Origin of the sequence: Pseudomonas sp. LAMO17WK12:I5, assembly GCF_900215165.1 — a bacterium.
Classification (GTDB): Bacteria; Pseudomonadota; Gammaproteobacteria; order Pseudomonadales; family Pseudomonadaceae; genus Aquipseudomonas; species Aquipseudomonas putida_A.
The window spans coordinates 205,178-217,786 of sequence record NZ_OBDS01000008.1 but is presented as its reverse complement, the minus strand read 5'-3'; the positions used below and the strand labels follow the sequence as shown (position 1 = coordinate 217,786).

Sequence of the window (12,609 nt, the reverse complement as noted above, 5' to 3'; positions counted from 1 at the left end):
TCGCGAGCAGGCTCGCTCCCACATTTGGATGAGTTCCCCTGTGGGAGCGAGCCTGCTCGCGAAGGCGTCAGTCCAGACACCTCGGAATCAAGAAACAGCCGGCTGACTGTGCGGAAACAACAAATCGACAAACCGCTCCGCCGTCGGCTGCGGCTCGTGATTGGCCAGGCCGGCGCGTTCATTGGCTTCGATAAACACGTACTCCGGCTGATCCGCCGCCGGCACCATCAAGTCGAGGCCGACCATTGGAATATCCAGCGCCCGCGCTGCGCGGACGGCGGCATCGACCAGCGTCGGGTGCAGAATTGCCGTGACATCCTCCAGCGTGCCACCGGTGTGCAGATTGGCCGTGCGACGGACGAACAGGTGCTCGCCCGCCGGCAGGATGCTGCTGTAGTCATACCCGGCCGCGTGCAGGGTGCGTTGGGTTTCGTGATCCAGCGGGATCTTGCTCTCGCCACTGGTAGCGGCTTGCCGACGCCGGCTCTGCGCCTCGATCAATGCACCGATCGAATGATGGCCGTCACCGACCACCTCGGCGGGACGACGAATCGCTGCCGCCACCACCTCAAAACCGATCACCAGAATTCGCAGGTCGAGGCCTTCGTGGAAGCTTTCCAGCAGCACGCGGCTGTCGAAACGCTTGGCGGCTTCAATGGCCTGCTGCACCTCTTCGATGCTCTGCAGATCCACCGCCACGCCCTGGCCTTGTTCACCGTCGAGCGGCTTGACCACCACGCGTTGATGCTCATCGAGAAACGCCAGGTTGTCGTCGGCGTTGCCCGCCAGTTGCTGCGAAGGCAGCTTCAGGCCAGCACCTTTCAACACTTTGTGGGTCAGGCTTTTGTCCTGGCACAGACCCATGCTGATCGCGCTGGTCAGGTCGCTCAACGATTCGCGGCAACGTACCCGGCGCCCGCCATGGCTGAGGGTGAACAGCCCGGCTTCGGCATCGTCCACCTGCACGTCGATGCCGCGCCGGTGCGCTTCCTCGACGATGATCCGCGCATAAGGGTTGAAGTTGGCTTCCGGCCCGGGCCCGAGGAACAGCGTCTGATTGATGCCGTTCTTGCGCTTGATGGCGAAGGTCGAGAGGTTGCGAAAACCGAGCTTGGCGTAAAGATTTTTGGCCTGACGGTTGTCATGCAGCACCGACAGATCCAGATAACTCAGACCACGACTCATGAAGTGCTCGATCAAATGCCGCACCAGCACTTCACCGACACCGGGCCGCGAGCACTGCGGATCCACCGCCAAGCACCACAGGCTGCTGCCATGTTCCGGATCGTTGAAGGCTTTCTGGTGATTGAGGCCCATGACGCTGCCGATTACCGCGCCACTGTCTTCATCTTCGGCCAGCCAGTACACCGGACCGCCCTGATGATGCGGGGTCAGGCGCGTGGCATCGATCGGCAACATGCCGCGTGCCTGATACAGCAGATTGATCGCTTGCCAGTCCGCTTCGCTTTGCGCCCGACGAATGCGGAAGCCGCGAAACACGCGGGTGGCCTGGCGGTAATCGCTGAACCACAGGCGCAGAGTATCGGATGGGTCGAGAAACAGTTGCGTCGGTTCCAGCCCGAGAATCTGCTGCGGTGCGGCGACATAAAGGGCGATATCGCGTTCGCCGGGCTGCTCGTTGAGCAGTTCCTGCGCCAGCGTCGCCGGGTCAGGGAAAGTGTGGCCGATCAGCAGCCGGCCCCAACCGCAATGTACGGCGATGGGGTCGGCGCCGAGTTCGCTGCCGTCTTCGGCCAGACGCGCCTGCAAGCGTTCATACGACGGTGTCTGACCGCGTATCAGGCGCTGATTGATCGCTGTGGCGTGAGGTTTCATCAATCAGATTCCTTGTTCACTGAGCCACAGGTTCAGGGCCGCCAGTTGCCACAGTTTCGAGCCGCGCAATGGCGTCAGTTGGCCTTGCGGATCAGTCAGCAATTTGTCGAGCATGGCCGGGTTGAACAGGCCACGATCCTGGCTCGGATCCAGCAGCAGTTCACGCACCCAGTTCAGGGTGTCGCCTTGCAAGTGCTTGAGGCCCGGCACCGGGAAGTAACCTTTCTTGCGGTCGATCACTTCGCTTGGAATCACCAGGCGTGCGGCTTCTTTCAACACCTGTTTGCCGCCGTCGGGCAGCTTGAACTGGCCGGGAATCCGCGCCGAGAGTTCCACCAGGCGATAGTCGAGAAACGGCGTGCGAGCCTCCAGGCCCCAGGCCATGGTCATGTTGTCGACGCGTTTGACCGGGTCGTCCACCAGCATCACCGTGCTGTCCAGACGTAGGGCTTTATCCACTGCCGCATCAGCTCCGGGTTGAGCGAAATGCTCCTTCACGAAGTCGCCGGCCGCGTCATTCGCGGTCAGCCATTTCGGTTGCACGGTGGCGGCGTAGTCGTCGTAGCTGCGGTCGAAGAACGCCGCACGATAGGCTGCGTATGGATCCGCCGCACCGTCGACTTGCGGATACCAGTGATAACCGGCGAACAGCTCATCCGCGCCCTGGCCGCTCTGCACCACTTTGCAATGCTTGGCCACTTCGCGCGACAACAGGTAGAAGGCGATGCAGTCGTGGCTGACCATCGGCTCGCTCATCGAACGGAACGCAGCGGGCAGTTGCTCGATGATCTCTTTTTCGTCGATGCGCAATTGATGATGTTGAGTGCCGTAGTGCTTGGCGATCAGATCGGAATACTGGAATTCATCGCCACGCTCGCCGCCGGCATCCTGAAAACCGATGGAAAAGGTCGACAGGTTCTCCACCCCGACTTCTCGCAGCAGGCCGACGAGCATGCTCGAATCGACACCGCCGGAAAGCAGCACGCCGACATCCACCGCCGCGCGCTGACGGATTGCCACGGCCTCGCGGGTGCTGTCGAGTACACGGTCGCGCCAGTCTTCGAGGGTCAGATTTTTCTCGTCGTCGTGTGGGCCGTAGGGCAGGGTCCACCAGGTTTTCTGCTCGGTGCGGCCATCGGCTTCGACGCGCATCCAAGTCGCTGGCGGCAGCTTTTCGATGCCCGCGAGCAAGGTGCGTGGAGCCGGCACCACCGCATGGAAATTCAGGTAGTGATTGAGCGCCACCGGATCGAGGATCGGGTTGATGTCGCCGCCCTTGAGCAGCGCCGGCAGGGCCGAGGCAAAGCGCAAACGCTGGCCGGTGCGCGACAGGTACAAAGGCTTCACGCCGAGACGGTCGCGAGCGATGAACAGGCGCTGGGCATCACGCTCCCAGATGGCGAACGCGAACATGCCGTTGAGTTTCGGCAGCAGCGCTTCGCCCCAGGCGTGGTAGCCCTTGAGCAGCACTTCGGTGTCGCCACCGGAATAGAAGGCGTAGCCCAGCGCTTCGAGTTCGGCGCGCAGTTCCGGAAAGTTGTAGATCGCGCCGTTGAAGGCCAGGGACAAGCCGAGTTGGCTGTCGATCATCGGCTGCGCCGAGCCATCCGACAGGTCCATGATTTTCAGGCGACGATGGCCCAGGGCAATCGGCCCTTGGGCATGGAAGCCCCACGCGTCGGGGCCGCGAGGGGCCAGGTGATGGGTGATTCGCTCTACCGCTGCAAGGTCTGCAGGTTGATGATCAAAACGTAACTCGCCAGCTAATCCGCACATAAAGTCCTTACCGGTTTTTCCGTTGGGGAGGGGTGATTCAAGTCAGGCCAAAATGGCCGGTACTCAGAAACTGACCCGCTGCAGATGTGGGAGTTTTAGAACGATGAGTTATAAGAGGGGGCGACTGACCAGCGGCCAGTCGCGATTTTTCATTTGCCGCGAATCAACGTACGCAGCGCGAAACGGTTGGGGTGGCAGGCTTCGGCGACACTTCTGGGCAGTGGCAGCGGCTCGTTGTCCAGCCACGCCGCGAGCAGTTCGCCCGACAGCGGCGCGGTGATCAGCCCGCGTGAACCGTGGCCGCTGTTGACGTACAGGCCATCGAGCCAAGGGCAGGCGATGTCCGGCACTTGTCGTGCATCCTTGCTCAACGCCGCATAGGCCTGAGCGAAGGCTGTGCGGTCGGCGAGGGGGCCGACGATCGGCAGATAGTCGGGACTGGTGCAGCGGAATGCGGCGCGTCCCTCCAGGGTTTCCGGGGGCAGTTGATTGATGTGCAGGCGCGCCACCAGATCGCCGGAGATCTCTTCGAGCATCGCCAGATTGCCCAGGTGTTCGGCGGTGGTCGGCGTCAGGTCATCGCTGTTGAAGTCGAAACTCGCGCCCAGCGTGTGTTCGCCCAAGCGTGCCGGCGCGACATAACCTTCGGCGCAGACCACGGTGCGCAGCGCCTGGCTTTCAGCGGTTTGCGGCAGGCGCGTGATTTGCCCGCGAATGCGCTTGAGCGGCAACTCGGCACTTTGCGCAAAGCGTTTGATCTCCGCCGCGCCGGCCAATATCACCACCGGCGCGCTGGCGAGCACGCGCTCGCCGTCGAGGGCTTGCCACTGACCTTCGACCTTGCGCAGTTCCAGCGCATCGTGATGCTTGAGCAGTTCGATGTTTGCTTGCGCGGCTTGCGCCTGGCACAGCGCGGGTGGATGCACCCAGCCCCCTTCGGGGTAGAACAGCCCGCCGTGTGCCAGCGCAATCCCGGCTTGGATTTCGGCTTGCGGCTGATCAAGCCAGTGCACCAGATCTTCCGGGAAGGCCGCGGCCAGTTGCGCCTGACGCTCGGCTTCCTTGGCATTGAAAGCCAGTTGCAGCACGCCGCAATCGTCCCAGTCGGTGCCGCGTTGCAGGGTTTCCAGCAGGCGGCGGGTGTAGCCGAAGCCGCTGACGATCAGTTGCGACAACGCGGTGCCGTGGGCCGACAACTTCAGGTACAGGACGCCCTGCGGATTGCCCGACGCTTCCTGTGCCACGGCCTCGTGACGCTCCAGCAGACTGACTTGCCAGCCGCGCGCGGCGAGGCTGGCAGCGGTCGCACAACCGGCCAGCCCGGCGCCGATCACCAGCGCCCGACGCTCGCCGGTCAGCGGGGCAGGGCGAGCGAACCACGGTTTGTCCGGCAGTGGTGGCGCGACGTCCTGCGGCCAGCCGAGAAACTCGCCGCGCAGGATCTCCCACTTGTGGCCGATGCCCGGCGTGCGTTTCATCTTGAACCCGGCGGCGTTGAGCAGACGCCGCACCCAACCGGTGCTGGTGAAGGTGCTGATGGTCGAACCCGGCGCGGCCAGTCGAGCCAGTTCGACGAACAGTTCAGCGGTCCACATGTCGGGGTTTTTCGCCGGGGCGAAACCGTCGAGAAACCACGCATCAATCTGCGCATCGAGTTGCGGCAGTTGCTCCAGCGCATCGCCGATCAGCAGCGTCAGCGTCACGCGGCCATTGCCGAGAATGATCCGCTGAAAGCCCTGATGGATCGCCACGTACTGCGTCAGCAGTTGATCGGCCAGTGGCTTGAGCTGCGGCCACAAGGCCAGCGCCCGTTGCAGATCGGCCGGGCTCAACGGGTATTTTTCGACGCTGACGAAATGCAGCCGCGCACCGGCCACCGCATGCTGTTCGAACAACTGCCAGGCGCAAAGGAAATTCAGCCCGGTGCCGAAGCCGGTTTCGCCGATCACCAGTCGCCCGTGCGCCGGCAGCGCGGCAAAGCGCTCGGCCAGACGGTTCTGTTCGAGGAACACGTAACGGGTTTCATCCAGCCCCGACTGGTCGGAAAAATACACATCATCGAACACCCGCGAACGTGGGCGTCCGTGGTCATCCCAGTCGAGTTGGGCGTGGGGCAATACAGGTTTCATGGCAGGCTCGGCAACGACAAGGCGGCCATTCTAGCCGATCGGGCGGAGGGTGCTTGATCCATGGCAAGGCCTGGCTGTGCAGCCTCGAAGACAATCAACGATTTGGGCGCGGATCAGAGCAACCTGTGGCGAGGGGATTTATCCCCGATCGGCTGCGTAGCAGTCGCAATCCCGCTACCAGCGTGCATCTGGCGTTGAATGGCTTTGGGGCCGCTGCGCTGCCCATCGGGGATAAATCCCCTCACCACAGAGTTTTTCTTGAAGCCAAAAGGAGCGGAATTTCTCCGCCGCGCCCATGCCCAATCCGCTAGTCTTGCTGAATCCTGGAAGGAGCCGTCCCCATGTTTGAATCCGCCGAAATCGGCCATGCCATCGACAAAGAGACTTACGACGCGGCTGTACCTGCCTTGCGTGAAGCACTGCTGGAAGCGCAGTTCGAGTTGCAGCAGCAGAAGCGTTTTCCGGTGATCATTCTGATCAACGGCATCGAGGGCGCCGGCAAGGGCGAGACCGTCAAGTTGCTCAACGAGTGGATGGACCCGCGTCTGATCGAGGTGCGTACTTTCGATCAGCAGACCGATGAAGAGCTGGCGCATCCACCGGCCTGGCGTTACTGGCGGATGCTCCCGGCCAAGGGGCGGATGGGGGTTTTCTTTGGCAACTGGTACAGCCAGATGCTTCAAGGGCGGGTCCACGGTCTGTTCAAGGATCCACGCCTGGACCAGGCGATCAACGCCGCCGAGCGTCTGGAAAAAATGCTCTGCGATGAAGGCGCGCTGATCTTCAAGTTCTGGTTCCACCTGTCCAAGAAGCAGATGAAAGCGCGGCTCAAGGCGCTGGCCGACGACCCGCTGCACAGCTGGCGCATCAGCCCGCTGGACTGGCAGCAATCGCAGACCTACGACAAGTTCGTCAAATACGGCGAGCGTGTGTTGCGCCGCACCAGCCGCGACTACGCGCCATGGCACATCATCGAAGGCATGGACGCCAATTATCGCAGTCTCGCCGTCGGCAAAATCCTGCTGGAGGGCCTGCAGAATGCGCTCAAGCGTCCAGAGGTGCATACCGAAGAGGTCAACGCCGCCCCGTTGGGCACGGCGGTCGATCAACTCAACCTGCTCGACAGCCTCGACCTGAACCAGCGACTGGAAAAGAAGGACTACGAGGAACAACTGATCACCGAGCAGGCGCGGCTGTCCGGGCTGATGCGTGACAAGCGCATGCGCCGCCATGCATTGGTGGCGGTGTTCGAAGGCAACGATGCGGCGGGCAAGGGCGGGGCGATTCGTCGGGTCGCGGCGGCGCTCGATCCGCGTCAGTACAGCATCGTGCCGATTGCCGCGCCCACTGAAGAGGAGCGCGCGCAGCCGTATCTGTGGCGCTTCTGGCGGCATTTGCCGGCCCGGGGCAAGTTCACCGTGTTCGACCGCTCCTGGTATGGCCGGGTGCTGGTGGAGCGGGTCGAGGGCTTCTGCAGCCCGGCCGACTGGCTGCGGGCTTACAGCGAGATCAACGATTTCGAAGAGCAGATCGCTGACGCCGGGGTCATCGTCGTCAAGTTCTGGCTGGCGATCGACAAGGACACGCAGATGGAGCGCTTCCAGGCCCGCGAGCAGATTCCATTCAAGCGCTTCAAGATCACCGAGGACGACTGGCGCAACCGCGACAAGTGGGACGCCTACCGCGCTGCCGTGGGCGACATGGTTGACCGCACCAGCACCGAGATTTCGCCGTGGACGCTGGTCGAGGCCAATGACAAGCGCTGGGCCCGGGTCAAGGTGCTGCGCACGATTAACCGAGCGCTTGAGGAAGCTTTCGCGAAGTCCGACAAACGCGCGAAAAAACACAAGGACTGAGCCGATGGACCCGCATACGCGGGGTGAATGATTGTCGCGGTCGGCGGCAGGGTGGACTTATGCTCGGTCCACTCTCCTCCGACAACAACAATTGAGGTATGCCATGCGTGAAGTGGTGATCGTCGACAGCGTGCGGACCGGCCTGGCCAAGTCCTTTCGCGGCAAGTTCAACCAGACCCGCCCCGACGACATGGCGGCCCATTGCGTCAACGCGCTGCTGTCGCGCAATGACATCGACCCGGGCAGCGTCGAGGACTGCATTGTCGGCGCCGGCTCCAACGAGGGCGCGCAGGGTTACAACATCGGCCGCAACGTGGCGGTGCTGTCGCGTCTGGGCACCGGCGTGGCCGGCATGACCCTCAACCGTTTCTGCTCGTCGGGGTTGCAGGCGATCGCGATTGCCGCCAACCAGATCGCCTCCGGTTGCAGCGACATCATTGTTGCCGGCGGCGTCGAATCAATCAGTCTGACCCTGAAAAGCGTCAACACCGATCACCTGATCAACCCGTTGCTCAAGCAGCAGGTGCCGGGCATCTACTACACCATGGGCCAGACCGCCGAAGTGGTCGCGCGCCGTTATGACGTCAGCCGCGAGGCCCAGGATCGTTACGCGCTGCAAAGCCAGTTGCGCACCGCCCAGGCGCAGGCGGCCGGGCTGTTCAATGATGAAATTGTGCCGATGGCGGTCAAGTACCGGGTCGAGGACAAGAACAGTGGTGAGGTGCAGATCCTCGATGGCATCGTCGATCACGACGACTGCAACCGCCCGGACACCACTTACGAAAGTCTCGCCGGACTGAAACCGGTGTTTGCCGAGGACGGCTCGGTCACCGCTGGCAACTCATCGCAGCTGTCTGACGGCGCCTCGATGACGCTGGTGATGAGCCTGGAAAAAGCCCTGCAACTGGGGCTCAAGCCGAAGGCGTTTTTCCGTGGCTTCACCGTCGCCGGTTGCGAGCCGGACGAAATGGGCATCGGCCCGGTGTTCTCGGTGCCGAAACTGCTCAAGGCCAGAGGCTTGCAGGTGGCGGATATCGATCTGTGGGAGCTGAACGAGGCGTTTGCTTCGCAATGTCTGTATGCCCGCGATCGGCTGGAGATCGACAACGACAAATACAACGTCAACGGCGGCTCGATTTCCATCGGCCACCCGTTCGGCATGACCGGGTCGCGGCAGGTCGGGCATCTGGTGCGTGAGTTGCAGCGGCGTAATTTGCGTTACGGCATCGTGACCATGTGCGTGGGGGGCGGGATGGGGGCGACGGGGTTGTTTGAGGCGGTGCGTTAAGCCTGCAAAGTCTGTATTGCCTGTCAGGGCGCCTTCGCGAGCAAGCCCGCTCCCACATTGGTACGGCGTACACCGATCAAAATGTGGGAGCGGGCTTGCTCGCGAAGGCAGCGCCGCGGTTTAGCTATTGGAATCCAGAAGCTGCATCCGCGCGATATACGCCTGAATTTCCTGCTCAGCCTTCTCCGGGGAAGCGAACGGCCCCTCAAGGGTGTTCTCCCGCGTGCTGAAAAACAGTTCGCCATTGACCCGACACAACCGGTCGCTGCGAAAGTGCGTGGCGGGGGCGCTGTCATCGGCGCGCATTCCGTACATGATCCGGCTCCTTAAGTGATCCGTTGCAGGGATCCAATCAGCTTATGCCTGAAGCACTTGGCGCGCCTCGTCAGCCGATCAACGGCAAAGCGTCAATTTAATGCTGCGACCTGCACAGTTTCATTCGCGGCCTGGCCCGAACTGTCCCTGTGTTGCGTCTGTCGGCGGGCCTAGAATGACCGCTCTCGTCAGCAGGCATTGGGGTTCGCATGCACATTTCATCCGGTCGCTGGGTTTACGGTCTGTTCCTGGCGCTGCTGACGGCGTTTTTGTGGGGCATCCTGCCAATCAAACTCAAGCAGGTGCTGCAGGTGATGGACCCGATCACCGTGACCTGGTTTCGCCTGTTGGTGTCGGGCGGCTGCCTGTTCATCTACCTGGCGGCCACGCGCCGCCTGCCGAGCCGCAAGGTGCTCGGCCCCCGGGGCGGCTGGCTGGTGCTGATGGCGGTGCTCGGGCTGGTGGGCAACTACGTGCTGTACCTGATGGGCCTTAACCTGCTCAGCCCCGGCACCGCGCAACTGGTGGTGCAGATGGGGCCGATCATGTTGCTGATCGCCAGTCTGTTTGTGTTCAAGGAGCGCTTCAGCATCGGTCAGGGCATTGGCCTGGCGGTGCTGCTGATCGGCTTTGCGCTGTTCTTCAATCAGCGTCTGGCTGAACTGCTCACCTCATTGTCGGACTACACCGCCGGCGTGTTGCTGGTGCTGCTGGCCTCGACGGTCTGGACCTTCTACGCGCTGGGCCAGAAGCAATTGCTCACGGTGTGGAATTCGTTGCAGGTGATGATGGTGATCTACCTGTTCTGCGCGCTGTTGCTGACACCGTGGGTGCATCCGCTCGAAGCACTGGAACTGAGCCCGGTGCAGGGTTGGCTGTTGCTGGCGTGCTGCATGAACACGCTGATTGCCTACGGTGCCTTTGCTGAAGCACTGGCGCACTGGGAGGCCTCGCGGGTCAGTGCGACGCTGGCGATCACGCCGTTGGTGACCTTTGGCGCGGTGGCGATTGCCGCCGGGGTGTGGCCGGAATATGTGCATGCCGAGCAGATCAATGGGCTGGGTTATGGCGGGGCGGTGCTGGTGGTGCTGGGGTCGGCGCTGGTGGCGTTGGGGCCGTCGCTGATTGCCGGGTTGAAGGCGCGGCGGATGCGGATTGCAGCCAGTTAGACCGCGCTGCTCCCATTCGCGAGCAGGCTCGCTCCCACAATTGACCGCTTTTCCAACATGAGAATGCGGTTCACTGTGGGAGCGAGCCTGCTCGCGAAGACGGACTTTCAGGCGCTACAGGAATCAGCCCTTGGCGCCAGCCTCAATCATGTTCTCCGGCCGCACCCAGGCATCGAACTCTTCACTGGTCAGATACCCCAGCTGCAGCGCCGCCTCGCGCAAGGTCAGGCCCTCACCGTAAGCCTTCTTGGCGATTTCCGCCGACTTGTCGTAACCGATGTGCGGATTCAGCGCGGTCACCAGCATCAGACCGCGTTCCAGGTGCTGGGCCATGACCTGCGCGTCCGGCTCAAGGCCTGCAATGCAGTGCTGCTGGAAGTTGCTACAACCGTCGGCGAGCAGGCGGATCGATTGCAACACGTTGTGGATGATCACCGGTTTGTACACATTCAGTTGCAGGTGGCCCTGACTGGCGGCGATGCCGATGGTGACGTCGTTGCCCAACACCTGGCAGGCCAGCATCGACAGCGCTTCGCACTGAGTCGGGTTGACCTTGCCGGGCATGATCGAGCTGCCCGGTTCGTTCGCCGGCAGTTTCACTTCGGCAAAGCCAGCGCGAGGGCCGGAGCCGAGCAGGCGCAGGTCGTTGGCGATTTTCATCAGCGCCACGGCGAGGGTCTTCAAGGCGCCGGACAGACTGGTCAGCGGCTCATGCCCGGCCAGCGCAGCAAACTTGTTCGGCGCAGTGACGAAGGGCAGGCCGGACAGGGCGGCGAGTTCGGCGGCAATCGCTTCGCCAAAGCCGTGCGGCGAATTCAGACCGGTGCCGACCGCCGTGCCGCCCTGCGCCAGCTCACACACCGCCGGCAGCGCGGCGCGGATCGCCCGTTCGGCGTAATCCAGCTGCGCTATAAAGCCCGACAATTCCTGACCGAAGGTGATCGGCGTCGCGTCCATCATGTGTGTGCGACCGGTCTTCACCAGTTTCATGTGCCGTGCGGCCAATTCGGCGAGGCCGCCGGACAGCTCGGCGATCGCCGGCAGCAATTGCTCCTGCACGGCTTTGGCAGTGGCGATGCTCATGGCGGTAGGGAAGCAGTCGTTGGAGCTTTGCGAGCGGTTGACGTGATCGTTGGGGTGCACCGGCGTTTTGCCGCCGCGCGGGTTGCCGGCCAGTTCGTTGGCGCGACCGGCGATCACTTCGTTGACGTTCATGTTGCTCTGGGTACCGCTGCCGGTCTGCCAGACCACCAGCGGAAACTGGTCGTCGTGCTGGCCGTCGAGGACTTCGTCGGCGGCCTGTTCGATCAGGCGGGCGATGTCGGCGGGCAGGTCGCCGTTGCGGTCGTTGACCCGGGCGGCGGCTTTCTTGATCAGGGCCAGGGCGTGCAGTACCGGCAGCGGCATGCGTTCCTGACCAATGGCGAAGTTGATCAGCGAGCGTTGCGTCTGAGCACCCCAGTAGGCGTCGTCCGGGACTTCGATCTGGCCCAGGCTGTCGGTTTCGATACGGCTCATCGTGCACACTCCTGTTGGTTCGTTTGCGCAGTTTAGGCCCGGTCAGGCCCAGGTGGTTCCCTCGAACCGATTGTTGACCGGTAAAACCCGGCCAATCAAGCACGGCAAGGGCCGGGGGTTGAGCCATAAGGTTTTTTAGGCGCAGAATGGTCGCCCTTGGGGTTTGACCTCGCCTAGCTGAAAAGGAAACTCGATGACTCGTCTTCGTGCCATCTGCACCGCGGTTGCACTGGTTTGCGCCAGCGGCCAGGTGCTTGCCGATACCGCCAGCCACAACGCCAGTGCTGAAGCTTTCCTGACCCTGGCGCACGCTGACAAGCTGGGCACTCCGGTGTACATGCAAGTGCAGCAAATGTTCGCTCAGCGTTTTGAACAGACCAAAGCCCCGGAATCCAAGAAAGCCGTACTGGAAACCTACCAGGCCAAGGCCAACGCCGCCCTGGACCAGGCCATCGGCTGGAACAAGCTCAAGCCTGACATGGTCAAGCTCTACACCAGCAACTTCAGCGAATCGGAGCTCAAAGACCTGGTCGCGTTCTACCAGTCGCCACTGGGCAAGAAAGTCCTGGAGAAAATGCCGCAGCTGACCCAGCAATCGGCCCAGATGACTCAGGCCAAGCTGGAAAGCGCCGTGCCTGTCGTCAACAAGCTGCTCGACGACATGACCAACGAGCTGGCACCGAAAGGCGCTGCGCCGGCCAAGAAGAAGTAAGCGGAGTTCG

At 62.5% G+C, this 12,609-nt stretch carries 9 protein-coding genes; 4 read left to right on the top strand and 5 right to left on the bottom strand.

Features of this window, described 5'->3' with window-relative positions:
- Positions 1-87: 87 nt before the first annotated feature.
- From ngg to mnmC, 3 genes are all read right to left on the bottom strand, one after another.
- Positions 88-1,836, bottom strand: a complete 1,749-nt coding sequence (gene ngg, locus CRO59_RS16025) for an N-acetylglutaminylglutamine synthetase (RefSeq protein ID WP_097088409.1) — start codon at positions 1,834-1,836, stop codon at positions 88-90.
- Between the two features lie 3 nt (positions 1,837-1,839).
- Entirely contained in the window at positions 1,840-3,612 is a 1,773-nt protein-coding gene (locus CRO59_RS16020) for an N-acetylglutaminylglutamine amidotransferase (RefSeq protein ID WP_097088407.1), read from the bottom strand.
- Positions 3,613-3,761: 149 nt separating this feature from the next.
- Entirely contained in the window at positions 3,762-5,741 is a 1,980-nt protein-coding gene (mnmC, locus tag CRO59_RS16015; protein ID WP_097088405.1) for a bifunctional tRNA (5-methylaminomethyl-2-thiouridine)(34)-methyltransferase MnmD/FAD-dependent 5-carboxymethylaminomethyl-2-thiouridine(34) oxidoreductase MnmC, read from the bottom strand.
- A 341-nt stretch (positions 5,742-6,082) separates the two neighbouring features.
- Between mnmC and pap the strand changes: the two genes are divergently transcribed.
- Both pap and CRO59_RS16005 read left to right on the top strand, forming a co-directional pair.
- The gene (gene pap / locus CRO59_RS16010) at positions 6,083-7,597 is read left to right on the top strand and encodes a polyphosphate:AMP phosphotransferase (RefSeq protein WP_027612402.1); all 1,515 of its coding nucleotides are present in this window, start codon (positions 6,083-6,085) and stop codon (positions 7,595-7,597) included.
- A 103-nt stretch (positions 7,598-7,700) separates the two neighbouring features.
- Positions 7,701-8,885 (top strand): thiolase family protein, encoded by a 1,185-nt coding sequence (locus CRO59_RS16005; RefSeq protein ID WP_097088403.1) that lies wholly within the window; start codon positions 7,701-7,703, stop codon positions 8,883-8,885.
- Positions 8,886-9,005: 120 nt separating this feature from the next.
- Here CRO59_RS16005 and CRO59_RS16000 read toward each other — a convergent pair whose 3' ends face one another.
- Positions 9,006-9,200: a DUF6316 family protein gene (locus CRO59_RS16000; RefSeq protein ID WP_097088401.1), complete on the bottom strand. Its 195-nt coding sequence runs from the start codon at positions 9,198-9,200 to the stop codon at positions 9,006-9,008.
- A gap of 209 nt (positions 9,201-9,409) precedes the next feature.
- On the opposite strand from CRO59_RS16000, the gene CRO59_RS15995 reads away from it, so the two are divergent.
- On the top strand, positions 9,410-10,369 hold the full coding sequence (locus CRO59_RS15995) for a DMT family transporter (protein ID WP_097088399.1): 960 nt from the start codon (positions 9,410-9,412) through the stop codon (positions 10,367-10,369).
- 123 nt (positions 10,370-10,492) lie between these two features.
- Here the strand turns inward: CRO59_RS15995 and CRO59_RS15990 are convergent, their stop codons facing one another.
- Positions 10,493-11,887: a class II fumarate hydratase gene (locus CRO59_RS15990; protein WP_096794913.1), complete on the bottom strand. Its 1,395-nt coding sequence runs from the start codon at positions 11,885-11,887 to the stop codon at positions 10,493-10,495.
- 193 nt (positions 11,888-12,080) lie between these two features.
- Between CRO59_RS15990 and CRO59_RS15985 the strand changes: the two genes are divergently transcribed.
- Positions 12,081-12,599: a DUF2059 domain-containing protein gene (locus CRO59_RS15985; protein WP_003226938.1), complete on the top strand. Its 519-nt coding sequence runs from the start codon at positions 12,081-12,083 to the stop codon at positions 12,597-12,599.
- Positions 12,600-12,609 lie beyond the last annotated feature (10 nt).

Coding starts and splice junctions, on each gene's coding strand:
- ngg (WP_097088409.1), bottom strand. CDS start 1,836: ATGAAACCTCACGCCACAGCGATCAATCAGCGCCTGATACGCGGTCAG.
- CRO59_RS16020 (WP_097088407.1), bottom strand. CDS start 3,612: ATGTGCGGATTAGCTGGCGAGTTACGTTTTGATCATCAACCTGCAGAC.
- mnmC (WP_097088405.1), bottom strand. CDS start 5,741: ATGAAACCTGTATTGCCCCACGCCCAACTCGACTGGGATGACCACGGA.
- pap (WP_027612402.1), top strand. CDS start 6,083: ATGTTTGAATCCGCCGAAATCGGCCATGCCATCGACAAAGAGACTTAC.
- CRO59_RS16005 (WP_097088403.1), top strand. CDS start 7,701: ATGCGTGAAGTGGTGATCGTCGACAGCGTGCGGACCGGCCTGGCCAAG.
- CRO59_RS16000 (WP_097088401.1), bottom strand. CDS start 9,200: ATGTACGGAATGCGCGCCGATGACAGCGCCCCCGCCACGCACTTTCGC.
- CRO59_RS15995 (WP_097088399.1), top strand. CDS start 9,410: ATGCACATTTCATCCGGTCGCTGGGTTTACGGTCTGTTCCTGGCGCTG.
- CRO59_RS15990 (WP_096794913.1), bottom strand. CDS start 11,887: ATGAGCCGTATCGAAACCGACAGCCTGGGCCAGATCGAAGTCCCGGAC.
- CRO59_RS15985 (WP_003226938.1), top strand. CDS start 12,081: ATGACTCGTCTTCGTGCCATCTGCACCGCGGTTGCACTGGTTTGCGCC.